The sequence below is a fragment of the Pontibacter actiniarum genome (genome assembly GCF_003585765.1).
GTDB lineage: Bacteria > Bacteroidota > Bacteroidia > Cytophagales > Hymenobacteraceae > Pontibacter > Pontibacter actiniarum.
The window spans coordinates 3020741-3043290 of record NZ_CP021235.1 but is presented as its reverse complement, the minus strand read 5'-3'; the positions used below and the strand labels follow the sequence as shown (position 1 = coordinate 3043290).

Sequence of the window (22550 nt, the reverse complement as noted above, 5' to 3'; positions counted from 1 at the left end):
AGAAGGCCCGGTGCATCCCATGCACCGGGCCTTCTTTTTTTGGCTGTAGTGCTAGTGCTTTCAGGTTCTGTCCGCCGCTGATATCAGCAACTATTATCTCTAGGCTTCTTTGTGTAAGCAAGCTACAGGGGAAATATACTGTCAGCTTCGACCAGGGCACACCGGGTGGTGGACGGTAGGGGATGGTGCTGTTGGATGCAGCGCACCGACTGGTGGAGGCATAGGGCCGGGGAGCCAACTCTAACCCAAATGTTCCTTCCCTGATAAGGTTCGGGGGCTGTGGAAGGCAAGTGCTGAAGTTGGCTTACACTGCCAGGAGATCCTCCAGCAAAGTAAAGTTCTCTGGCCACAGCCAAAGCACCAACATGCCGAAGGCCAGCACAGCCCCGAAAAGCAGGGCCACTTTGCCAAACACAGAGCGGCTGCCAAGTACGCCGACCAGCCCGGCCTTAAAAGTCAGGTTAGACAGGGCCGCGATAAGTATGATGCGCCAGCCGCTGTCTAGCCCCACATTATCTGTGCTCATCAGCCGCGCAGTAGAAAGGGTGATGGCATCCACATCAGTAAGCCCCGAAATTACGGCGACAATGTAGAGGCCGCTGTCGCCCAGGTAATCTTTGGCAAAAGCAGTGGCCAGCAGCACGGCAGCGTATATGGCGCCGAACACCAACGCTGTTTTGAGTTGCGCCGGGTTTCCCTGCTCAGGCATCTGGTCTGCGTTGTCTCCCTTAAAGAGGTACATGCCCCCGCCCAGCACGAGCATAAACAGAAACACTGCGGCCAGGGGAGGCGCTACCGTGGGCAGGGTACCCGACGCTACCACGGCCACCTCTACTATAACACGGGCAACGGAGACAGCCGAGGCTATAAAAATCACGATAGCTGCCAGTTTGGAGCTCGTGTGTTGGTCATCACTGGTGCGGCGGGCATACGTTACCGTGGTTGCCGTGCTGGAAATCAGGCCGCCAAGTATGCCGCCGAGCAGCGTCCCCGATTTCTGCCCGAAAATCTTGTAGGCAAAGTAGCCCAGCAGGCCAATGCCCACAATCAGCACGACCATCAGCCAGATGTTGTGGGGGTTCAGAACGTCGTAGGGGCCGTAAGCCTGGTCAGGGAGCACCGGCAGGATTACGAGCGAGATAACCACAAACTGCATGATGGCCTTCAGGTCCTTTTCTCCGATCCGCCTGACAAAGCTGTGCAGGGTGTCCTTTAGGTGCAGCAGCACGGCCGCCGTGGCGCCTACAACCACGGCCACTGTTTTATCGCCGAGCACCAGGTAAGCACCCACGGCATACATGAGCAAGGCCGCTGCTTCGGTTGTCAGGCCAACGTCCACATGGGGTGCTTTAACGCGCATGTAGTTGGCCGCAACCACAAGGGCAGTTAGGCTGGCAAGCCCCATGGCTATTACCCAGCCGCCAAAGTCCTGCGCCAACAGGCCGGAGATGGTGCCGAAAATGCTGATGAGCGGGAAAGTGCGGATGCCTGCCAGCTCAGACTGCTCATGCTGCCGCTGCAGGCCCACGAGCAATCCTAACCCAAGCGAAATCCCGAGTATTTGAAAGAGTTCTGGCTCCATACTGTTGCTTTATCGGAGCCGAAGATAGGGCTAAAAGTATAAAAGTATAACCGTGGCTATACTTTTATACTTGCATACGGTGCCGTTCTTAGGCGGCGGGCCTAGAGCTGCTCATCCTGCAGCAGCGAACTGGTCAGGCGCTTTATCTCTACTTCCGCCGCTTTGGCTTCATACTTAATATCGATGAGGCGGTTCTGGGCCACCAGCTCATTCCGCTGCGCCTCGCGCAGTTCGATGGCCGTAAGCAGGCCCAGGCGGTAGCGCTCCAGGGCGATTTCGGCGTTTTGCTCTGCCAGCTTTACGTTGTCCTCTTCCAGCTGTAGCAGCTCCAGGCGGTTGGTGTACTGGCTGTAGGCGCGGGCCAGCTCTGCCGCCAGCCTGTTCTGCTCCTGGGCAAACTGCAGTTCGTTCAATTCTATGTTTACCCGTGCGTTCTGTACCTGGCGGTTGATGTTGAAGCCGTTGAAAATAGGTAGAGAAAGGGTCAGACCATAGTTAAAGCCGTAGCGTCGGCTCTCGTTGGTGCCCTGGATGTTACCGTAGATTACAGGGTCCTGAAGTGATCTGTTATAGCCGTAGCTGCCCGAAAAGCCGATGCTTGGGTAGCGCTGCGCCCTTGCCAGCTGTAACTCGTTCAGGGCTATCTCGCGCTGCACCTGCAGGCGCTGCAGGCTGGGGTTCTCATTCAGGAGGTTGGCCTGGCCGCCATCGTACGCGATCTGCCGGTCCACCTCAATAGAGTCGGCCGGGGTGAAGTTGATGCCGGGGTCGCGGCCAAGCAGCTGGTTTAGGTTAATCTTGGCGTTCTGCAGCACCTCCAGCTGGCGCAGCAGCTCCGACCGGTCAGCGTTGTAATCTACCTGGGCGCGCAGTATTTCCACTTTGGCACTCACGCCTACGTTGTACTGCTCCTGCGTTATCGCCACGCGCTGCTCCGAAATGGCAATAGCGTCCTCCAGCGACTGTATCTTGCGGGCCTGCCGCACCACATTGTAATAGGCGTCCGAGATATCGGCGATGGTGTTCTCTATGGTGGTTTTGGTCAGTAGCTGCCCGGACCGTTCGATGGCCTGCAGGCGGTCGTACTCAATAAACATGCGGCCACCGTCAAAAACCGTCCAGGCCAGCGCAACACTGGCGGCGGTGGTGTTGGTCTTGGAGTGATCTATCTCGCGGGGCGTCTCGCTCTCAAACTGGTTGCGGGTGTTAAAGTCCGTAAAGTCGCGGGAGGCGCGGCCGGTTACCGTCGGCAGAAAGCCGGCGTTGCCCAATGTGGCATTGTTTGCGTCTATATCGTCCTGTGTGGCGGCAATGCGGATGCTGTAGTTCTTTTGCAGCCCAAGGCTGACCGCTTCCTGAAGTGTTAGGAGTTCCTGGCTATGGGCTGCCTGGGGTGCAAACAGCGCTGCTACAGCTAACAGCAGCGCGGCGATCTTTAATGGAGACATGAATGATGCTATTTCCAATGAGGTTAGAGGTCTTGGCTAGTGTTGTGCGTTTTGTTTACTTGCTGAAGGCTGGCTCGCGCGCCGGCTCTTGCTGATGCGTGTCGGTATCCTGCTCTTCCTCGTCCTGCATGCGTGCCACGTTGGCTTCGGAAGAGGAGAAGTAGGAGTAGATGGCCGGGATGATGTACAGCGTCAGGCCGGTGGCGAAGATCAGGCCGCCCACCACGGCAATACCCATGGAGACCCTGCTCTCCGAACCGGCACCCAGGGCCAGTGCGATTGGCAGCGTGCCCAGGATGGTTGACAAGCTCGTCATCAGGATAGGGCGGAAGCGGGATACGGCAGCATCCGTGGCCGCCGCCTGCTTGTCCAGGCCCTCCTCTTTGCGCTGGTTGGCAAATTCCACCAGCAGGATACCGTTTTTGGTAACCAGGCCCACCAGCATGATCATGCCGATCTGGCTGAAGATGTTCAGCGTTTCATCAAAATACCAAAGGCTGAGCAGGGCACCGGCAAGGGCCAACGGTACGGTAAACATGATGATCACCGGGTCGCGGAAGCTCTCGAACTGGGCCGACAGCGCCAGGTAGATCAGGCCGAGGGCCAGCAGGAACGCAAAGAGCAAGCTGCCTGAGCTTTCGTAAAACTCCCTGGACTGGCCCGTAAGCGAGGTCTGGTACGTTTCATCCAGCACGTCGGCGGCGATCTTATCCATGGCCTCAATGCCGTCGCCAATGGTTTTGCCCTTTGCCAGCGAGGCACTGAAGGTTGCCGCCGCGAAGCGGTTAAAGCGGTACACCTGCGGAGAGGCGTTTTCCTCTTTCAGCTGGATCAGGTTGTCCAGCTGTATCAGCTCACCCGTGTTGCTTTTTACGTACAGGCTGCGAAGGTCCAGGGGTTCGCTGCGGTTTTCGCGTGCCACCTGCCCCAGAATCTGGTACTGCTTGCCACCCTTCACAAAGTAACCGAAGCGGGACCCGCTCAGGCCCAGCTGCATGGTTTGGGCGATATCACGCACGTCCACACCCAAAGACAGGGCCTTCTCGCGGTCGATCTCTACACGCAGCTCCGGTTTGTTGAACTTCAGGTTTACGTCCACGAAGTTAAACGTCGGGTCCTGCTGGGCCGCCTCCAGGAATGAAGGGATGATATCGCGGAGTTTATCTATGCTCTGGGACTGCACCACGAACTGCACCGGCTGCCCGGAGCCGCGCCCGCCGCCCAGGCCTTTGTCGCCGGAGGCAAAAGCCCTGGCGCCCGGTATCTTGCCCACCAGGCTGGGGAGCCCGTCTACAATTTCCTGCTGCGACACCTCCCGCTGCGCCGGGTCTACCAGGCGCAGGCGCACAAAACCGGAGTTGGAACCGCGGGTCATGGAGACAATGCTTTCGATGCCCGGCACCGAGTCGTTCACCAGGGTTGTCAGCTCGTTCATGTAGGAGTCCATAAACTCAAAAGAGGCACCCTCCGGCCCTGTGGCCATAATGCGCAGGCCGCTCCTGTCTTCGCTTGGCGTTAGCTCAGACTGCAGCGTGGACATTTGCCACCAGATAGCCCCCGCCGAAAGTACGATCAGGATAAAGGCCACCCAGCGCACCCGCATAAAGCTTTCCAGGCTGTTGCGGTAGCCATCGGTGAGGGAGGTAAAGAAAGGCTCTGTTTTGCGGTAAAACCAGCTTGGCCGCTCTTTGCGCTTAAGCAGGCGTGACGACATCATCGGCGTTAGCGTCAGCGACACAAACGAGGAAATGATAACCGAGCCCGCTACTACAATGCCGAACTCCCTGAAAAGCCGGCCCGTCGTGTCTTCGAGGAAGGCAACCGGCATAAACACCGCGGCCAGGGCCACAGTGGTGGAGATAATGGCGAAGTAAATCTCGTTGGAGCCTTTTTTCGCCGCCTTCATCGGTTCCTCCCCCCGCTCTATGCGGGAGTAAATGTTCTCGAGCATCACAATGGCGTCGTCCACCACCAGGCCGATGGCCAGCACGATACCCAATAGCGTGAGCACGTTAATGGAGAAGTCCATCACATACATGATGAAGAAAGAGCCAATGAGCGACACCGGGATGGCCACAACAGGGATCAGCGTGGAGCGCCAGTCGCGCAGGAACAGGAAGATGATGACCACCACCAGGCCGAAGGCGACGTAGATCGTCTCCTCCACCTCTGAAATGGAAGCCTTGATATACTTGGTGTTGTCAAAGCCGATGATCAGCTCCAGGTCCTCCGGTATGTCTTTTTTGATGTACTCGAGGCGGCGGTAAAACTCATCGGCGATCTCAACCTGGTTAGAGCCCGGCTGCGGCACGAGCACCACCCCAATCATAGGGATGCCGTTGTAGCGGAGCACCGTCTTTTCGTTTTCCGGCGAAAGCTGGGCATACCCCACATCCCGGAAGCGGATGAGGCGGTTTTCGTCCTGGCGCACGATCAGGTTGTTGAATTCTTCTGGCGTGGAGATACGGCCCATGGTTCTGACGGAGAGCTCTGTGGTAGCGCCCTCAATGCTGCCGGAAGGCAGTTCCACGTTCTGCCTTGTCAGGGCCTGCTGCACCTCCAGGGGCGTTACCTGTAGCGCAGCCAGCTTGTCAGGGTCCATCCAAAGGCGCATGGAGTAGCGCTTGTCGCCCCAGATCATCACCTCGCTGACGCCCGGTATCGTTTGCAGCTGCTCTTTAAACACGTTCAGGCCGATGTCTGAAAGCTCCAGCAGGGAGCGGCTGTCGCTCTTTACCCCAAGCATGATGATAGGGTTGGCGTCGGCGTCGGCTTTGGAGATCGTCGGCGGTTCGGCGTCTTCGGGCAGCCTGCGCTGGGCCCGGGACACGCGGTCGCGCACATCGTTGGCGGCGGCCTCCATGTCTACGCCCAAGTTAAACTCCACGGTAATGTTGCTGCTGCCCTCGCTGCTGGTGGAGGTTAAGGTCCGGATACCGGAAATACCGTTAATAGACTCCTCCAGCGGCTCTGTAATCTCAGATTCGATTGTCTCGGCGTTAGCGCCTGTGTAGGAGGTGGACACGTTTACGATGGGAGGGTCCACGCTCGGGTACTCCCGCACGCCCAGGTAGGTGATGCCTATAAAACCGAATACGATGATCGTGATACTCATCACGATCGCCAGCACCGGGCGCTTTATACTGATGGATGATAAACTCATACTTTTTAGAATCTAATGTTCGAGCCCTGGTAGTTAGAAGCCAGACGCAAAGCACATATACTTGCCGTACTTTAGTAAACCGCCTTCAACGCCACGGTGTTAAAGAGCTTCTTCGGCGGTTTTAACCTTGCGGATGCTTAAGTCGGATCCGGGGCGCACCTGTAAGATACCGGCCTGGATAAGGGTGTCGCCAGGGGTGATGCCCTCCATAATCTGGATCATGGTTTCGGAGCGCTGGCCGATCTTTACCATCTGAGGGACCGCCTTGCCGCCTTTCACCAGGAAAACCTTGTGGCCGGTTGCCTCCGGTATAATCGCCTCGGTTGGGATCAGGATGGCATCGTCCACGTCCTTCAGCGTGATGCTCACCTTCACAAAGGCACCGGGCCTTACTTCTTCGTTTTTGTTGTCGAACAGAGCCCGTACCTGCAGGGTGCGGGTGGTAGGGTCGATGTTGGGCTGAATAGCGTAGACCTTGGCCTGGTAGGTTTCCGGGCTGCCCTCTACCGTGAATGTTATCTGATCGCCTTCGTGCACCTCCTGGCTGTAGCGGCCCGGGATGGCAAAGTCGATTTTTACCGGGCTGATGTCCACCAGGCGGGCGATAGGGGTGGTGGCAGACACATAGCTGCCTTCGCTTACCTGGCGCAGGCCGATCACCCCGTCGAAGGGAGCGCGTACGTAGGCTTTGGCCAGCGAGGCCTTCAGGGCCTGGATGTCGGCAGTGGCGGTGGCCAGTTGGTTACTCACCTGGTCATACTCCTGCTCACTGATGTACTCCTTCTCCAGCAGGGTGCGCTGGCGCTTCTCCATATCCTCGTAAAGCTTCCTGTTAGACTCCAGCTTCTGCAGCTGCGCCCGCATTTCGGCATCGTTCACGGTTAAAAGCAACTGCCCCTGGCGCACGCGGCTACCTTCCTCAAAGTTTATACCTGTCACACGGCCTGCGATCTCGCTGCGCAGCTCCACGTCTTCGTTAGGGATTACCGTGCCGGTGGTCGTGATTTTGTTCTGGTAGGCCGTGGGAGACACCACATAGGCGTCCACCGACACCTTTTGGGCGATGGGGCCTCCTGTTTTTGCGGTTGCCTCTGCCGGACCGGACGTAAATTGTTTGTAAACAAAATAGCCGACTGCCGTAACGGCTACAAGGATGAGGATGGTTTTTAAGGTTTTGTTCATTTGTGTTTAAACACAGGTTAGGTTGTCTAAGTGCCGCTGCCTTTGCAAAAGGCGGCGGGCGGTACGAGGTGATATAGTTTTAAAGATACTGCCATCTTGGCCTATTTTAAAAGTTGTCGTAACTTAAACTCTACGAACAGGCACTATTAAAAGACAAACAACCACAGCGAAGGTTTAAACGGTCGGATTGAAAATGGCAAAAAAAGAAAGCAAGGATAATTTCTTTCAGAATGTGTACGAAGTAGTGCAGTTGATCCCGCCGGGGCGGGTGACCTCTTACGGCGCCATCGCCAGTTATTTAGGGGCAAAAGGTTCGGCACGCATGGTGGGTTGGGCCCTTATTGCCTCGCACCCGCTCACCAAAATTCCAGCCCACCGGGTAGTGAACCGGGTTGGGATGCTTACCGGCAGCCAGCACTTTGATGCGCCCAACGCCATGCAGGAGCGGCTGGAGCAGGAGGGGGTGCGTGTGGAGAACGATAAGGTAGTGGATTTCGACAGGCTGTTCTGGGACCCGGCAAAGGAGCTCTTGTAGGAGGCTGGCCCAATGGCTTATACTTTGCCAGTGCCTTTTGGCAGGAAAAGCCGTTGGAAAGGTACGGGCATACCCCCGCCGGCAAGGTTGCCGCAGTGTTTTTCAAGTATAGCGGTGTTTGCGCACAGCAGAGGGAGGCACGCCTAACGCACGCCTAATGCAGTCAGCTTTGGCTTCGTCACGGCTGCAGGTGGCCCCAAGCCTGAGAACAAAACCTTTTTGCGAGATCAAGTATAGAGGGAACAGGAATAGTGGCCGCTTCCCGTGCCGGCGCTGGCACAGGAAGCGGCGGTAAGCTTACCTGGTAGCAATGTTGTGCTGTACGCAGTGGTACTCATACGCAATGGAGGTGTCTCCGGCATCTTCCGGGGATCTGAGTACTTTTTTAAACGTGCCGTCGTCAAAGAAGAAGTACTGCAGGTACAGGCCCGTGTCCTGCTTTCTTTTTTTGCCGTTCAGTTTCCACTGCCGCTTCATGGGCTCCAGCTGGATCATGGCGAAATTCGGGTCCCATTTCCCCTGAAGTATGATGGTGGCGTTTCCGGCGGCATCATACTGTACAGACTCGAACTGCTGCTTCGCCACATCATACCGCAGCATGCCCTCGTAGCGCAACACCGTGCCGTCGGGCTGCTCTATGGCGAACTCCTCACGCAGGGTGTTGTTGTCGTTGCGGCTGTAGCGCACGCTGCCTGCCGCCTCAAAAAACTGCTGCTTCTCCGGTTGCCAGATCATGGTTTTTACCCGGTGGGTCCCGTACATCTTCTTGAACAGGCTGTTGGCGTCGGCAACGGTGAACTCGCTGGTTTTTTGTGCGTTGGCGCCTGTGGGTGCCGCCCATGCCAGCAGCATGGCGGCCATCAGGTAGAATACTGTCTTTTTCATCTTTTTATTTTGTTATAGGTTGTAGTGGTAGCGCTTTGTGTAACTGCCTGTAAAGCAGCACACCATCAATACAATGATAGATTTTTTTAGAAAAAGTTGCATGGGGTTTAGACAAACGGCGGCGAAGCCTATACTTAGCCTTGTTTTCTGGGTATGAGTAAGTTGCGCGCTAGGGAAAGTATCGACAGACTGAGCCGGGAAGGCTGCCCTTTAAGCGGGTACAGGCGCAGCTTACGCCTGCACCCGGTGAGCTGTGGAGCCGGGCGTGCAGACGCTAAAAGCCGCATGCGGCACCGGCACCGCAAAAGCGCTGCCGGAAATAAACCTTTGGCCCTGCCCCGGCTGTTAGGCATGTACAAATTGCCGCCAGGCGCCAAACACCGGCTACTGGTCTAAAAGCCCTGTGCCATAGCTGGCAAGGTGCAGTAGAAAGTATACCTTTGTAACATGGAAATAAAGTTGAGCTCGGCCAACACCCTGGGGGCCGGCACTACGTGGAGCCTGCCCGATGTGCGTAATGTAACGCATAACCGCATGCTGCTGCACCTGCTGTTCTGGACGGTGTATGTCGTTTTCTTCGGCCTGCTGTACGGCAGCTATATTGATGACTACTACAACGCCTTTATGGTGGAGCTGGTGGAGCTGCCGTTTAAAATGGCGCTGGTGTACTTTAACATGTACTACCTGCTGCCGCGCTACCTGCTGCAAAAGCGCTACCTGGAGTTTTTTGTGTACCTGCTGTTGCTGATGGGCGCCATCGGAGCGCTGATGCAGTTTGTGCTGCTGCCCTTCCTCATCCACCCGATTTTCTGCCCCACAACCTGCACCGAGGATAACCTGACCTTCTATCGCTTTATAAAAAACATAGTTAACATCAACTATGTGGTGGCGATAACGTCGGTGATCGCGCTGCTCAAGAACTGGTACAGCCACCAGCAGGCGGCCCGCAACCTGACGCAGGACAAGCTGGAGGCGGAGCTCAAGTTCCTGAAGGCGCAGATCCACCCGCACTTCCTGTTTAACACACTTAACAGCCTGTATTCGCTCACGCTCAAGAAGTCGGACAATGCGCCGGAGGTGGTGCTGAAGCTGTCGGGCCTGATGGACTACATGCTCTATGACGCCAACGCGGCCACCGTGCCCCTGGAGAAGGAGCTGGCCTATATCCGGAACTACATTGCCCTGGAGCAGGTGCGCTACGGCGAGCGCGTGGATGTGCAGTTTACCGCCACCGGAAGTATAGCCGGCCGGCAGATTGCCCCCATGCTGCTGCTGCCCTTCGTGGAGAATGCCTTTAAGCACGGCGTGAGCACCGAAACCAAGGGCGCCTGGATCTGCATCGATGTGAAAGTGACGGAGAGGAAGCTGGTGCTGCTGGTGGAGAACTGCAAATGCGGCGACAAAGCCAGCAACAGCGCGCGCGACATGGCCTCCGGCATCGGGTTGAGAAACCTGCAGCGCCGCCTCGAGCTACTCTACGAAGGCCGCTACGAGCTGGAGATCGAGGACGAGCAGGAGAGCTATGCGGCCAGGCTGGAGATATTATTTTAAGCTGGATAAGAACGCGGCCCTGCTTTTTGTACTTTCATGTTGCAGGTGAGTTCTGCACTTTTTGTCTGGCGTGCTAAAAGAACGACTATGAAATTACGCTGTATGATTGTGGATGATGAGCCACTGGCGCTGGACGTGCTGGAGACATTCATCCAGAGGCTGGATAACCTGGAGCTGGTGTGCCGCTGCAACAATGCTGTGGAGGCCTACGGCTGCCTGCAGCAGGAGCACATCGACCTGCTCTTCCTGGACATCCAGATGCCGAAACTGACGGGGATCGACTTTCTGAGGTCGCTGGCGCACCCGCCGCACGTGATCTTGACCACTGCCTACCGCGACTATGCCGTAGAGGGCTTTGAGCTGAACGCGGTGGATTACCTCCTGAAGCCCATCGCCTTTGAGCGCTTTCTGAAGGCGGTCTCGAAAGTGGCTGCCCCGGAGCAGCACAAAACCGTGGTTGCCGCCGCCGCACCCCCTACCTTCGCGCAGGATTATAAAGAGGCCTTTATCTACCTGAAAGCCGACAAGAAGATGGTGAAGGTGATGCTCTCGGACATTCTCTATATCGAGAGCCTGAAGGACTATATCCGGGTGAAGACGGAGACAAAGGAGATCATATCTTACCAGAAGATATCCTTTCTGGAGGAGAAGCTGCCAACAGACAAGTTCCTGCGCATCCACCGCTCCTTTATCGTTGCCCTTGATAAGATACAGGCCTTTTCGGCGACAGCCGTCGATATTGGGAAAGCGGAGGTGCCCATCGGCCGTTTCTATAAAAACGAGGTGCTGCAGGTGCTCAACCAGAATAACCTGCTGGAGACGTAGCCTTCTCCATTGGGAATTATTAATTATGGATTAAAAGTTGGAAATTGAAGGGGGACGTATGTTTGCTAAATGAGCGTATAAAAGACCACCCATTCATAATCCGTAATTCATAATTCAAAAAAGGTGTACATCTCAAAGAAGAAGCTGTTTTACCCGATCAGCAAGGGGCTCCGCCGGTACCTGCACTATTACGACCGCGAAACGAAGCTGCCCGTGCTGTACGAAGACCTGCTGCATTACTCCGATTCGTACCCGTACTACGACAAAAAGGGCAACGACACGCTGTGGGAGTCCGTGATCTACGATCAGCAGACGCAGCAGGAGCTGAGCCGCGGCCTCACCATGATTTATGCGCTGCTGAAAACCGACGGTGATATGTCGGTGATGGAGCATTTGTACGTGTCGCGCATTGACTACTGCACCTTCGGCAACTCAAACCCCTTCCGGGTGCAGATCATGAACCAGCTCAACGACAACTACGATTATTTTTACCTGAAGCGTGCCGATGCCTCGCGCATGTACGGTCTGGAGCTGGAGCATATCCTGTCGCCTAGCCGCATCAACTACCTGGTAGACGGCGACTCGCTCATAGAGGAGCATATTGCGGGTATTCCCGGCGATGTGTTCATCAAGGATTTTATAGAACGCCCCACCACCAACAAAGTGCGCATAGCCAAGGAGTTTGTAAAGTTTAACGAGCGCTGCTTTGTGCGCCTGCTCGGCGATATGCGCTCCTATAACTATGTGGTGGACGTAACGCCCGATTTCGAGGACGAGCAGTACCGCGTGCGGCCCATCGACTTTGACCAGCAGTCCTACGAAGGCAAGAAAACCATGTACCTGCCTCAGTTCTTTAAGGATAACAACGTGATTGTGGAGCAGGTGCTGCGGCTCCTGAAGCCGGACGTCGTAAAGCAGTACCAGAACGAGGAGCGCACCCTCATGTTCCGTCGCCTGAAGTCGGCCCGCTACCGCCTCAAGGACCTGATTGACTGCATGCGCACGGATGAGATTTCCACGCCTGAGAAAATTGAGCAGCTAAAGAAGGAACTGGCAAGGCACCACAACAGCAAAGAGTTTCTGAAATGCGAGAACATGGGCGACCTTGTGCGCCTGAACCTGAAAACCATACTGGTGAAGGCCCCGCACGTTGTGAACGGCAAGCTGTAGCAGCAACACCAAAGCAGTGCTGTTTATACTTATACTTATACTTATACTTATACTTATACTTGGGTGCAGCTGGCAGAAAAGCTGCACCCAAGTATGACTTTCAGCCAGTAGCGGCTACAGCCGCTCCAGGTCTTTTCGGGTGCGCTCGCTGCCTTGCAGGTTGCCGGTGTTCACGGTGCTGGCAGGCTCAAACATCAGCACCTCCGCTTCCTGGCTGGCAACAGGCCGGTGCTCCACGCCGCGCGGTACAACCATGCATTCGCCCGGCTTCAGCGTGACCACCTTGTCGCGCAGGTGCATTTCAAACTCCCCCTTTATCACCAGGAAAAACTCATCCTCGTGCTCGTGGTGGTGCCACTCAAAGGGGCCCAGAAACTTGGCAATTTTAACTTGCTGCCCGTTTAGCTCGCCTACAATGCGCGGGTTCCAGTGGTCTGAGAACTGGCCGAACTTCTCTGCCAGGTTTACCTTGTCTATGTTCTTTTCCATGCTTTTGCGTTCTTCCGGTTTTGCCTGTTTTCTGCTTTCTTTCAACTTATCTGAATCTGTTCTAAATAAGCTTACGTTTTTATTTGGACTGGTTCTAAATAGTAGTTAGTTTTGCAGGACAACAGCAAAGCCGCATACAGCTAAGATACGCCACATGATCGATACAGCCACCCATCTCGCAGAAATTTATACATCAGAGGCAGGCGCCGTATACCAGTGCGACCGCCGCAACCGCATTATGCTGGACTTTGCAGGCCAGCGCTCCCTGCTGAAGATAGAGGCTTTTCTGCGCCTGAAGCATGCCGTAGACAGCATTAACCTGGATGAGATGGCCAGCAGCCCGGCACGCGCCGCTGACTTTGACATTGTGACCGTTTGTGGCTGCGACCGCTGCTATGTGCTCACGCTGCCGGAGCTTTGCAGCCTGAAGGAGCTGTTGGCTGGTGCGCGTTTTATGCTGGAGCTGAACAGCATGCTGCACGAGTGCCTGCATGCCGAGCTGGTGTAGCGCCGCTCTCTTTTAGAACATGTGTGGAGCACAGCTGCGAAGGCTGTGCTTTTTTAATTTAGACTATTTCTGTATTTCATCGGGGTGTTGCCTGGGCACAACAAAAGTGCTTATATTGAAGTATGAAAGAGGAGGCACCGGGCACGGTGCACGCTCTCATTACTACCTAAACACCCAACTTTATGAAAGACTTACTGAGACTTAGAACCTCTCTGACAGAGACTATAGAAAAATCACTGAACGATCAGATTAAGATGGAGGCGGAAGCGTCTGCCATGTACCTGGCCATGAGCAGCTGGTGCGACCGCAACGGCTTCGACTTCAGCGCCGGCTACTTTAAGAAGCAATCGGATGAGGAGCGGGAGCACATGCTGCGCCTGTTCAAGTTTGTTTCAGACATGGGTGGGCGTGCTGTTTCGCCGGAGGTAACCAACGTGCAGGTTGAGTTCGAATCGTTTAGAGGCGTTTTTGAGCAGGCCCTGCAGCAGGAGATAGCCGTAACGCAGTCTTTTAACCGCATAGCAGACAAGTGCCAGAAGGAGAAGGACTACGTGACCTTTACGTTCTTACAGTGGTTCCTGAAAGAGCAGATAGAGGAGGAGTATGTGGCACGCCGTGCGCTGGAGCTCTTCGAAGTGATCGGCGAGGAAGGCACAGGCCATTACGAAATAGACAAGCGCGTACCGAAGATTGGCTACGAGAAAACGTACGAAGACTAAGCCTACGGCAAATGTATAAAAGCAGCAAGGCCCTGAATCTGATTCAGGGCCTTGCTGCTTTTACCGGGGTTCCTCTTTGGGGGTAGCCCGTAGCACGTGCGTCTCAAAGGCCTCTTTGGCCTTGGCTTCATCCGTCTGCGCCACCCAAAAATTGTCGGGCTGCATACAGATAACAGGGGCGTAGTCACAGCGGTCGGTGCAGTCGGTCTTCACGACCTCCACCTGCCCTTTCAGGCCCAGCTCTTTTATCATGCCCCGGAACATCTTGCCCAGGTCCTTGCCGCCTTTCTTTTTGCACTTACTGCCCGTGCATACATAGATTACCTTATCAGGTGTATTAAAACTCTTGCTCATGTAATGGGTCTACGGAGAAATTCGATGTCTGTCGTTTAACTGCGGATAGAATGCCTGCGCGCGCAGCCGCGGCTGCTTCTGGTAGCCACGGGCTATCTGTCAGAAGCTATAACCTAAAGCGCTGCACGTTAGTTCTGTCCGGTGTGCGGGAGCAAAGGTAGAGGTTTGCCTGCAGCGGAAAAAATAAGGCCGGCAGATTGTCTGCCGGCCTTTTACGGTGCTATGGGAGAATGCGCATCAGGATGCCTCCCGCGGCTTTGGCAGTGGCTTGCGCGGCAGCTTTTTGTCGCGCATAGCTGTGTGGTATACCATCGAGGCGACAATGGTGGCCGCCTGTCTCAGGTCGTCTGCCTGCAGGCGGTCGTAGGAGTCCTGGTTGGTGTGATGGGTGCGGGTGTCGTACTCTATCTCATCCTGTATGAACTGGAAGCCGGGAAGGCCAACTGCGTCAAAGGCCAGGTGGTCGGTGCCGCCTGTGTTGCGGATGGTGGTGGTGGTGGCGCCTAAGTCATGGAAAGGAGCCAGCCAAGCCTCCATCACGGGGCGGACAGCATCGTTGCCCTGCAGGTAAATACCCCGGATCTTGCCGGTGCCGTTGTCGAGGTTATAGTAGGCGGAGAACTTCTCGTGCTCTTTGGTCAGTTTCATCGTGGCCGGGTCGCCGAAGTGCTGCTTCACATAGCCCCTGGAGCCGTGCAGGCCCTGCTCTTCGCCTCCCCACAGGGCGATGCGAATGGTGCGCTTTGGCTTAAAGCCGGCGGCCTGTAGGATACGCACCGCCTCCATCATCACAGCCACGCCGGCTGCGTTGTCGGTGGCACCGGTGGAGCCGTGCCAGGAGTCGAGGTGGCCTCCCAGCATCACGACCTCGTCCTTCAGCTTTTTGTCTGTGCCGGGGATTTCGGCCACCACGTTGTAGCCTTTCAAGTCGTCGGAGAAGAAACGGGTTTTGGTCTCAACCTCCAGCTTTACTGGCTGCTTGGCCTCCAGCAGGCGCACGATACGGTTGTAGTCCTCCAGGCCCATTTCCAGTTCCGGGAGCGTCGGTTTGGCGTCGGGGGCATAAGGAGAGCCGTTGCTGGTGAAGTGAGTGCCGTGGGTGCCGCCACGGGAGCTAAGCAAAACAGCGGCGCCTTCCTGCTGGAAAAACTCGTTTGCCTTGCTTAGAAGTGCCATGCGGGCTCTGTACGCTGCTATGCGCTCGGGCGTCCAGCGGCTCTGGCTTCTGCTGGCCTCCAGGCTCATGGCCAGCTCGTGCAGCTCTTCTTCTGTGTAGCGCTTGGCATCAGCCTCAAAGGAGGTCTCGGCCTTCTCGTCGATTTTGGTAAGTATGACCTTTCCCTTGAGCTTGCCTCTGTACTGCTCCAGGTCTTCCTCCTTCTCGAGGTGCACCAGCACGGCCTCTGCGTTTACCGCTCCGTCGGTGCCGGGTGTCCAGGCTTTGGGGGTGGCGATCAGCTGCTGGTAGTAGGGCGCGGCCATCGCAATGTAGGACTTCTCAACTTCCCAGCCGCGGCCAAACTCTCCCCACTCTTCCAGGCGTGCGTTCTGCAGCCCCCAGTCGATCAGCTGTTTCTTTGCCCACTCGCTTGCCCGCATCAGCCCCGGCGAGCCGGAAAGGCGGGGCCCGGACACGTCTGTGAGGTAAAAGGCCGTTTGCATGACCTGCGAGTTCTGCAGGCCTTCCTGCTTGATGCGGTGCACGGCATCAAGGTTGACAGGCTCTTGCTGTGCCTGCGCCGCAAAGGCAAACTGCAGGAGCAAAGCGGTGGCTAGGAGAGTTCTTTTTTTCATGAGTTGTTAAAGGTGGTTATCGTATTTAAAAATCAGTGTGATCATCGAAAGAAGCCAAGCCAGCAAATGGCTGCTTTGCCTTATCGCCTGCAGGCGCGCTACCTCCACGGCGCATGCCTCCCTGGCACAGTTTACAGCCCCGCCCGGCAACACGGTAGGCAGGCCCGTTTCGCATTTAACTGGTAACGAAGGTCTTGCTTCTTCTAAGGTAATGATTATTACTATATATTTAAACCATGATTCCTGATTCTTGTCTAACCGCTAAACTTAAACTAACCTCACACCTCTTATGAATCTCACAAAAACGAAGAAGGCCAGGCGCATGGCCTCGCGCCTGCTGTGCCTGCTGCTGCTGGGCGGAGCTGCGCCTGTTGCCCTGGCCCAGGGCGGGCAGGATGCCAACAGCGGGTACCAGCGGCCCCCCGAAACCATCGCCGCCATTATCGAGGCGCCCAACACGCCTTCTGTCAGCATAAGCGCCAAAGGAGACTGGATGCTGCTGCTCGAGAGCCCGGGCTACCCGAGCATAGCGGAGGTGTCTGCCCCTGAAAGCCGTTTGGCTGGCATGCGCATCAACCCGGCCACCAATGGCCCCAGCCGCGGCTACTATTACAGTAACGTTAAGCTGAAGAAAGTAAGCAACGCCGATGAGTTCCAGATAAAAGGCCTTCCGCAGGACGCGCAGCTGGCTAACATGGCCTGGTCGCCGGATGAGAAGCACGTTGCCTTTACCAACACCAAAGCCAACGGCATTGAGCTTTGGCTCGTTGATTTGGGTACAAAAGAAGCCCGTAAACTAACCGATGCCGTTGTTAACGACGCCTACAGCGGCCGCCCGTTTGAGTGGCTCTCGGACAGCAAGACGCTCGTTGTAAAGTTTGTGGACGAGCAGCGCGGCGAGATGCCGAAGGCCTCCGGCGTGCCAGCCGGCCCAACGGTGCAGCAGAACATCGGCAAGGCCAAGCCTTCGCGCACGTACCAGGACCTGCTGAAGAACCGGAACGACGAGCAGCTGTTTGACTATTACATGCAGACACAGCTTAAGCTGGTAACACTGGACGGAAAGCAGGAGCCGATCGGGGAGGCCGGTATCATCAAAAGTATGGAGTCCTCGCCTGACGGGCAGTACCTGCTGGTGGAAACGATCCAGAAGCCCTATTCCTACCTGGTGCCGCATTACTACTTCCCCTACAAAGTGGAGGTGTGGAGCCGTGATGGCCAAAAGGTAAAGGAGCTGGCAAAGCTGCCTTTGGCCGAAGACATTCCCATTGCCTTTGATGCCGTGGCCAAGGGCCCGCGTAACTACAGCTGGCGCCCCGATAAGCCGGCTACCCTGTACTGGGCAGAGGCGCAGGACGGAGGCGATGCCAACAAGGAAGCCGCTGTGCGCGATAACGTGTACATGCTGAGCGCCCCCTTCACGGCCGAGCCCACCAAACTGGCCTCTACAAAGCTCCGCTACCGAGGCGTGGCCTGGGGCGAGGACATGGCCATTGTAAACGAGCGCTGGTGGAAAACCCGCCAGGAGCGCAGCACTTTGGTTGACCCGTCCAAACCGTCTAAGGCCGGCGTAGTTTTGATCGACCGCTCTTACGAAGACAACTACAACGACCCGGGCTCCCCGGTATTTACCAAAAACCAGTATGGCCGCAGTGTGCTGCTCACCGACAAGAAGAAGCAGAACATTTACATGGTGTCTGAAGGCGGCTCGCCGGAGGGCAACAGGCCTTTTGTCAGCGAGTTTAACCTGAAATCGAAAAAGGCGGATATCCTGTGGCGGTCAGAGGCGCCGTACTATGAGCGCCCGGTGGATATCATCGACTTAAAAAATAAGAAGATCATCACCAGGAGAGAGTCTGAAAACGACCCGCCGAACTACTTCGTGCGCGACATGGACGATAAGAAGCTGACGCAGGTAACGGCTTTCCCGCACCCGAACCCACAGCTGGAGGGCGTGCAAAAGCAGATGCTGCAGTATAAGCGGGAAGACGGGGTGAACCTGACGGCTGTTTTATACTTGCCGAAGGACTTCAAGAAGGGCGATGCGCCGCTTCCGATGCTGCTGTGGGCCTACCCGCGCGAGTTTAAGAGTGCCGATGCCGCAGGCCAGGTGAAAGGGTCGCCGTATGAGTTCACGCGCATCAGCTGGGGCTCGCCGCTGTTTTGGGTGACGCAGGGCTATGCGGTGCTCGACAGAACCGACATCCCGATTGTGGGAGAGGGCGACGCCCAGCCAAACGACACCTATGTGCAGCAGCTGGTGGCCAGCGCTAAGGCCGCCATCAACGAAGTGGTGGAGATGGGCGTAGTAGACCCGAAGCGTGTGGCTGTAGGCGGGCACTCCTACGGGGCCTTTATGACAGGCAACCTGCTGGCGCACTCCGACCTGTTTGCGGCCGGTATCGCACGCAGCGGCGCCTATAACCGTACCCTCACCCCGTTCGGTTTCCAGGCGGAGGAGCGTACCTACTGGGACGCCCCGGAAGTATACTTCCAGATGTCGCCGTTCTCGTTCGCCAATAAAGTGAACGAGCCGATCCTGCTCATCCACGGGGAGGCCGACAACAACTCCGGCACGTTCCCGATCCAGAGCGAGCGCTTTTACAACGCCCTGAAAGGCCACGGCGCCACTGCCCGCCTGGTGTTCCTGCCAGCCGAGAGCCACGGCTACCGTGCGAAAGAGTCCATCCTGCACATGCTGTGGGAGATGGACCAGTGGCTGGACAAGTATGTGAAGAACCGCCCGGTGCAGTAAGGCCCGGGCCTGTAAGTGAAAAAGCTCCGGTTGCAGATGCAGCCGGAGCTTTTTTATATGTACAGTGGCCGTGAAAAGCACGCACGCGGCCAAAAGCAGAAACTTTCTCGCCTGCAGCCGTATTCCTAAGCACATCCATACAGCAGCCTGTATCACCCCAATCATACTTGAAACTCAGTATCATCATACCCGCCCTAAACGAGGAGGCCGTTATAGCGGACCTGCTGGCTTACCTGCAGCGGCATGCCAGCAGCGGTACCGAGGTTATACTTGCCGACGGTGGAAGCACCGACGCCACACGAAGTATAGCCGAAGCGATGGGGGTAAAAGTGCTGCGGTGCGAGCGGAAGGGGCGCGGGCCGCAGATGAACTGTGCCGCTGCCGTGGCTACCGGCGATATCCTGTACTTTCTGCACGCCGATACGTTTCCGCCGCAGGGCTTTGAGCAACAGCTGAGGCAGGCGGTGGGGCAGGGGCATGGCAGTGGCTGCTATCGCCTGCAGTTTGACCTGCCGCACTGGTTCCTGCGCCTGAACGCCTGGTTCACCAGGTTTGATGCCGATGCCGTGCGCTTCGGGGATCAGAGCCTGTTTGTGCGGCGGGATGTGTTTGAGAAAGCCAATGGGTTCGACGAGCGGCTGCGGCTGCTGGAGGACCAGGAGATTATTGGCAGGTTGCGCAAGTACGGGGCTTTTGTTGTGCTGCCGCAGCAGGTTACCACTTCGGCGCGAAAGTACAGCCAGCACGGGGTTTATAAAATACAGCTGGGGTATTTCCTGATTTATGCGCTATACAAGCTCGGGGCGTCTCAGGAGCGGTTGGTGCGGGTGTATAAACGGCTGTTACAGCGGTAGCTGCTGCTCGCCGAGCCACTGCCTTGCGGCGGCTATGTTGCTGAAGTTCCGGTTTGTGCAGTTGCGGTTTTCATTGCAGAGCTGCTCCACGTTCTCCACAGCCAGCTGCGTAAAAATGTTGTCGTCCGGCACGATCACCGCCACGTGCAGGTAGTTGCCTAAGGCTGCCATGGCCAGCATCGGAATCATACTCTGCCCGAGCCAGCGCTGGTCTTCAGGGGCCACAGCCCCCATGTGCTGCGTGTGCACCAGCATGCGGTTTACATGCACGCGCTCCATGGCCTCCAGCAGCTCTACATGGAGAGAGCGGTACTCTTCCGAGGTGCCACTGCGCTTATAACGCAGCACCAACGCCTGCAGGTCCGTGTCAAGGCCTATCTCGTAGTAATCACTGCTGTTTAACACCGTGTAAAAACTCTTCTCTGCTATCATACTTCTTCTGTCTTTCCGGGAGCGATGGCTATGGGTATGTAAATTAACCTTTTTTCCGGGTAAGTAGCAACAAAGAGGCAGTAGAAGATGTACAGGTTTGAATCTAAGCCAAAAGTTTGTACCTTATATTGATCTAACCATTCTTAATAGCTTTATGAAAAGAACACACTTGTTGCCGTACTCGGCGTTGTTGGCGGGGCTGCTGCTCGGCGGTTGTAGCACTTCTTCCCAGGAAGGCACAGCCGATACAACCGAGGCTGGTATTAGCCGTGGCCTGGACCTGGCCAACCTGGATACCACCGTGAGCGCGTGCCAGGACTTTTACCAGTATGCCAACGGCGGCTGGCTAAAGAACAACCCGATCCCGGCGTCAGAGAGCCGTTGGGGATCTTTTAATGAGCTTGCTGAGAAAAACAACGCGGTGCTGCGCGAGCTGCTGACCGAGGCCTCGTCCAACACGACGGCCGCAAAGGGCTCCGCTTCCCAGCTGATCGGCGACTTCTATGCCGTCGGTATGGACTCCGTGGCGGCTAACCAGGCCGGCATTAACCCGATAAAGCCGGAGCTGGACCGGATAGGCGCTGTGAAAAGTACAGATGAGCTGATCAAGACCGTGGCCGACCTGAAAACCATGGGAGTGAGTGGCTTTTTCAGCATGTATGTGTCGCAGGACGATAAGATCAGCACGCAGTATGCGCTGCAGGCGGGGCAGGATGGCCTGGGCCTTCCGGACCGCGATTATTATCTGAAGGATGACGAGCGCTCGAAGACCATTCGCACAGAGTATGTGCAGCACCTGCAGCGCATGTTCCAGCTGTTGGGCGACGACGCGGCCACAGCCCAGAAGAAGGCGCAGACGGTCATGAGCATCGAGACAAAGCTGGCCACTGCATCAAAGGCCCGTGTAGACCTGCGCGACCCTTACGCCAACTATAACAAGATGACCATCCAGGAGTTTGCCAACCAGAACCCGAACCTGAAGGTGAGCCAGCTCCTGACGGGAATGGGCGCTACGGCTGCCAAAGAGATTATTGTGGGCCAGCCGGCTTTCTTCAAGGAGCTGAACAGCATGCTGAAGAACGTGTCGCTGGAGGATTGGAAAACATATACCAAGTGGCACCTTGCCCGCACAGCAGCGCCGTACCTGAGCCAGGACTTTGTGCAGGAGAACTTCAACTTCTATGGCAAAGTGCTGAGCGGCGCCAAAGAGATGCAGCCGCGCTGGAAGCGGGTGCTGCGTGCCACCGACAGTGCGCTGGGCGAGGCGCTGGGGCAGCTGTATGTACAGAAAACCTTCTCCCCCGAAGCCAAGCAGAAGGCCATCACCATGGTCCAGAACCTGCAGGAGTCGTTTAAGGAGCATGTGCGCGACCTGGATTGGATGAGCGAGGAAACAAAGCAGCGCGCGCTGCAGAAGCTAGAGGCCTTCGCGGTGAAAATCGGTTACCCGGATAAGTGGGAAGACTACAAAGGCCTGGACATCAGCCGCGACTCTTATGCCGCCAACGTGATGCGCGCCAGCCAGTTTGCCTTCCGTGACAATATCGGTAAGATCGGGCAGCCGGTGGATCGTGAAGAGTGGTTTATGTCGCCGCCGACGGTAAACGCCTACTATAACCCGACCATGAACGAGATCGTGTTCCCTGCCGGTATCCTGCAGCCGCCGTTTTTCGACCCGAACGCCGATGATGCGGTGAACTACGGTGGTATGGGTGCCGTAATCGGCCACGAGCTGACCCACGGCTTCGACGACCAGGGCGCCCAGTACGATTATGAGGGAAACCTGAAGAACTGGTGGTCTGATGTCGATAAGGAGCAGTTTACCTCCCGTGCGAATGCCGTTGCAGATCAGTACGACCAGTACACCGTGCTGGATAACCTGCACGTAAACGGTAAGCTGACGCTGGGCGAGAACATTGCCGACATCGGAGGCCTGAACATTGCCTACACTGCCCTGCAGAAGGCCCTGGCCGAGAAAAACCCGGGTAAGATCGACGGCCTGACGCCGGAGCAGCGCTTCTTCCTGGCCTGGGCGCAGATTTGGCGCGTGAACATGCGAGACGAGGCACAGAACCAGCAGATCCTGACAGATCCGCACTCACCGGGGCGCTTCCGAACCAATGGCCCGGTAGCCAACATGCCGCAGTTCTATGAGGCGTTTGGTTGCGACCAGAATGACCCGATGGTGCGTAGTGATGAAAAGCGCATCAAGATCTGGTAAAACAGACATCATTTGAACAAAAGAGGCTCTGCAGCTATTGCAGAGCCTCTTTTGTTTTTAGCCCGTAGGTAAACCCCCTGGTT

18 protein-coding genes are annotated in these 22550 nt (G+C 56.3%); 9 read left to right on the top strand and 9 right to left on the bottom strand.

The genetic code is table 11. The features are described from left to right. Positions 1–304: 304 nt before the first annotated feature. The 4 genes from CA264_RS13100 to CA264_RS13085 form a co-directional block, all read right to left on the bottom strand. Positions 305–1582, bottom strand: a complete 1278-nt coding sequence (locus tag CA264_RS13100; RefSeq protein ID WP_025607785.1) for an MgtC/SapB family protein — start codon at positions 1580–1582, stop codon at positions 305–307. 101 nt (positions 1583–1683) lie between these two features. Continuing rightward, positions 1684–3030 (bottom strand): TolC family protein, encoded by a 1347-nt coding sequence (locus CA264_RS13095; protein WP_025607784.1) that lies wholly within the window; start codon positions 3028–3030, stop codon positions 1684–1686. A 55-nt stretch (positions 3031–3085) separates the two neighbouring features. Then, a complete protein-coding gene (locus CA264_RS13090; protein WP_025607782.1) occupies positions 3086–6193 on the bottom strand; it encodes an efflux RND transporter permease subunit in 3108 nt (1035 codons plus the stop codon). A 99-nt stretch (positions 6194–6292) separates the two neighbouring features. Then, positions 6293–7375, bottom strand: a complete 1083-nt coding sequence (locus tag CA264_RS13085; RefSeq protein ID WP_025607781.1) for an efflux RND transporter periplasmic adaptor subunit — start codon at positions 7373–7375, stop codon at positions 6293–6295. Positions 7376–7568: 193 nt separating this feature from the next. Here CA264_RS13085 and CA264_RS13080 point away from each other — a divergent pair, with 193 nt between their 5' ends. Then, positions 7569–7910 (top strand): MGMT family protein, encoded by a 342-nt coding sequence (locus tag CA264_RS13080; protein WP_025607780.1) that lies wholly within the window; start codon positions 7569–7571, stop codon positions 7908–7910. Between the two features lie 297 nt (positions 7911–8207). Here the strand turns inward: CA264_RS13080 and CA264_RS13075 are convergent, their stop codons facing one another. Beyond that, positions 8208–8795: a hypothetical protein gene (locus CA264_RS13075; protein ID WP_025607778.1), complete on the bottom strand. Its 588-nt coding sequence runs from the start codon at positions 8793–8795 to the stop codon at positions 8208–8210. 447 nt (positions 8796–9242) lie between these two features. On the opposite strand from CA264_RS13075, the gene CA264_RS13065 reads away from it, so the two are divergent. The 3 genes from CA264_RS13065 (at position 9243) to CA264_RS13055 (ending at position 12341) form a co-directional block, all read left to right on the top strand. Beyond that, a complete protein-coding gene (locus tag CA264_RS13065; protein ID WP_025607776.1) occupies positions 9243–10346 on the top strand; it encodes a sensor histidine kinase in 1104 nt (367 codons plus the stop codon). An 87-nt stretch (positions 10347–10433) separates the two neighbouring features. After that, positions 10434–11171, top strand: a complete 738-nt coding sequence (locus tag CA264_RS13060) for a LytR/AlgR family response regulator transcription factor (protein WP_025607774.1) — start codon at positions 10434–10436, stop codon at positions 11169–11171. Between the two features lie 123 nt (positions 11172–11294). Further along, a complete protein-coding gene (locus tag CA264_RS13055) occupies positions 11295–12341 on the top strand; it encodes a hypothetical protein (protein ID WP_025607772.1) in 1047 nt (348 codons plus the stop codon). A 114-nt stretch (positions 12342–12455) separates the two neighbouring features. Here the strand turns inward: CA264_RS13055 and CA264_RS13050 are convergent, their stop codons facing one another. Then, positions 12456–12830 (bottom strand): cupin domain-containing protein, encoded by a 375-nt coding sequence (locus tag CA264_RS13050; RefSeq protein ID WP_036776656.1) that lies wholly within the window; start codon positions 12828–12830, stop codon positions 12456–12458. A gap of 154 nt (positions 12831–12984) precedes the next feature. On the opposite strand from CA264_RS13050, the gene CA264_RS13045 reads away from it, so the two are divergent. Together CA264_RS13045 and CA264_RS13040 are read left to right on the top strand one after the other, a co-directional pair. Further along, complete coding sequence (locus CA264_RS13045; protein WP_025607768.1) at positions 12985–13338, top strand: hypothetical protein; 354 nt, start codon at positions 12985–12987, stop codon at positions 13336–13338. Positions 13339–13520: 182 nt separating this feature from the next. After that, complete coding sequence (locus CA264_RS13040; protein ID WP_025607766.1) at positions 13521–14057, top strand: ferritin; 537 nt, start codon at positions 13521–13523, stop codon at positions 14055–14057. Positions 14058–14117: 60 nt separating this feature from the next. On the opposite strand, the gene CA264_RS13035 is transcribed toward CA264_RS13040, so the two are convergent. Both CA264_RS13035 and CA264_RS13030 read right to left on the bottom strand, forming a co-directional pair. Beyond that, positions 14118–14411 (bottom strand): (2Fe-2S) ferredoxin domain-containing protein, encoded by a 294-nt coding sequence (locus CA264_RS13035; RefSeq protein ID WP_025607764.1) that lies wholly within the window; start codon positions 14409–14411, stop codon positions 14118–14120. 237 nt (positions 14412–14648) lie between these two features. Then, positions 14649–16205 (bottom strand): M28 family metallopeptidase, encoded by a 1557-nt coding sequence (locus CA264_RS13030; RefSeq protein ID WP_025607763.1) that lies wholly within the window; start codon positions 16203–16205, stop codon positions 14649–14651. A 289-nt stretch (positions 16206–16494) separates the two neighbouring features. On the opposite strand from CA264_RS13030, the gene CA264_RS13025 reads away from it, so the two are divergent. Further along, positions 16495–18960, top strand: a complete 2466-nt coding sequence (locus CA264_RS13025) for a S9 family peptidase (protein WP_025607761.1) — start codon at positions 16495–16497, stop codon at positions 18958–18960. 167 nt (positions 18961–19127) lie between these two features. Next, positions 19128–19814: a TIGR04283 family arsenosugar biosynthesis glycosyltransferase gene (locus CA264_RS13020; RefSeq protein WP_025607760.1), complete on the top strand. Its 687-nt coding sequence runs from the start codon at positions 19128–19130 to the stop codon at positions 19812–19814. Here the strand turns inward: CA264_RS13020 and CA264_RS13015 are convergent. Continuing rightward, complete coding sequence (locus CA264_RS13015) at positions 19803–20246, bottom strand: HIT family protein (RefSeq protein ID WP_025607758.1); 444 nt, start codon at positions 20244–20246, stop codon at positions 19803–19805. The genes CA264_RS13020 and CA264_RS13015 overlap by 12 nt on opposite strands. A gap of 154 nt (positions 20247–20400) precedes the next feature. On the opposite strand from CA264_RS13015, the gene CA264_RS13010 reads away from it, so the two are divergent. Next, entirely contained in the window at positions 20401–22467 is a 2067-nt protein-coding gene (locus tag CA264_RS13010) for a M13 family metallopeptidase (RefSeq protein WP_025607756.1), read from the top strand. Positions 22468–22550: the final 83 nt, after the last annotated feature.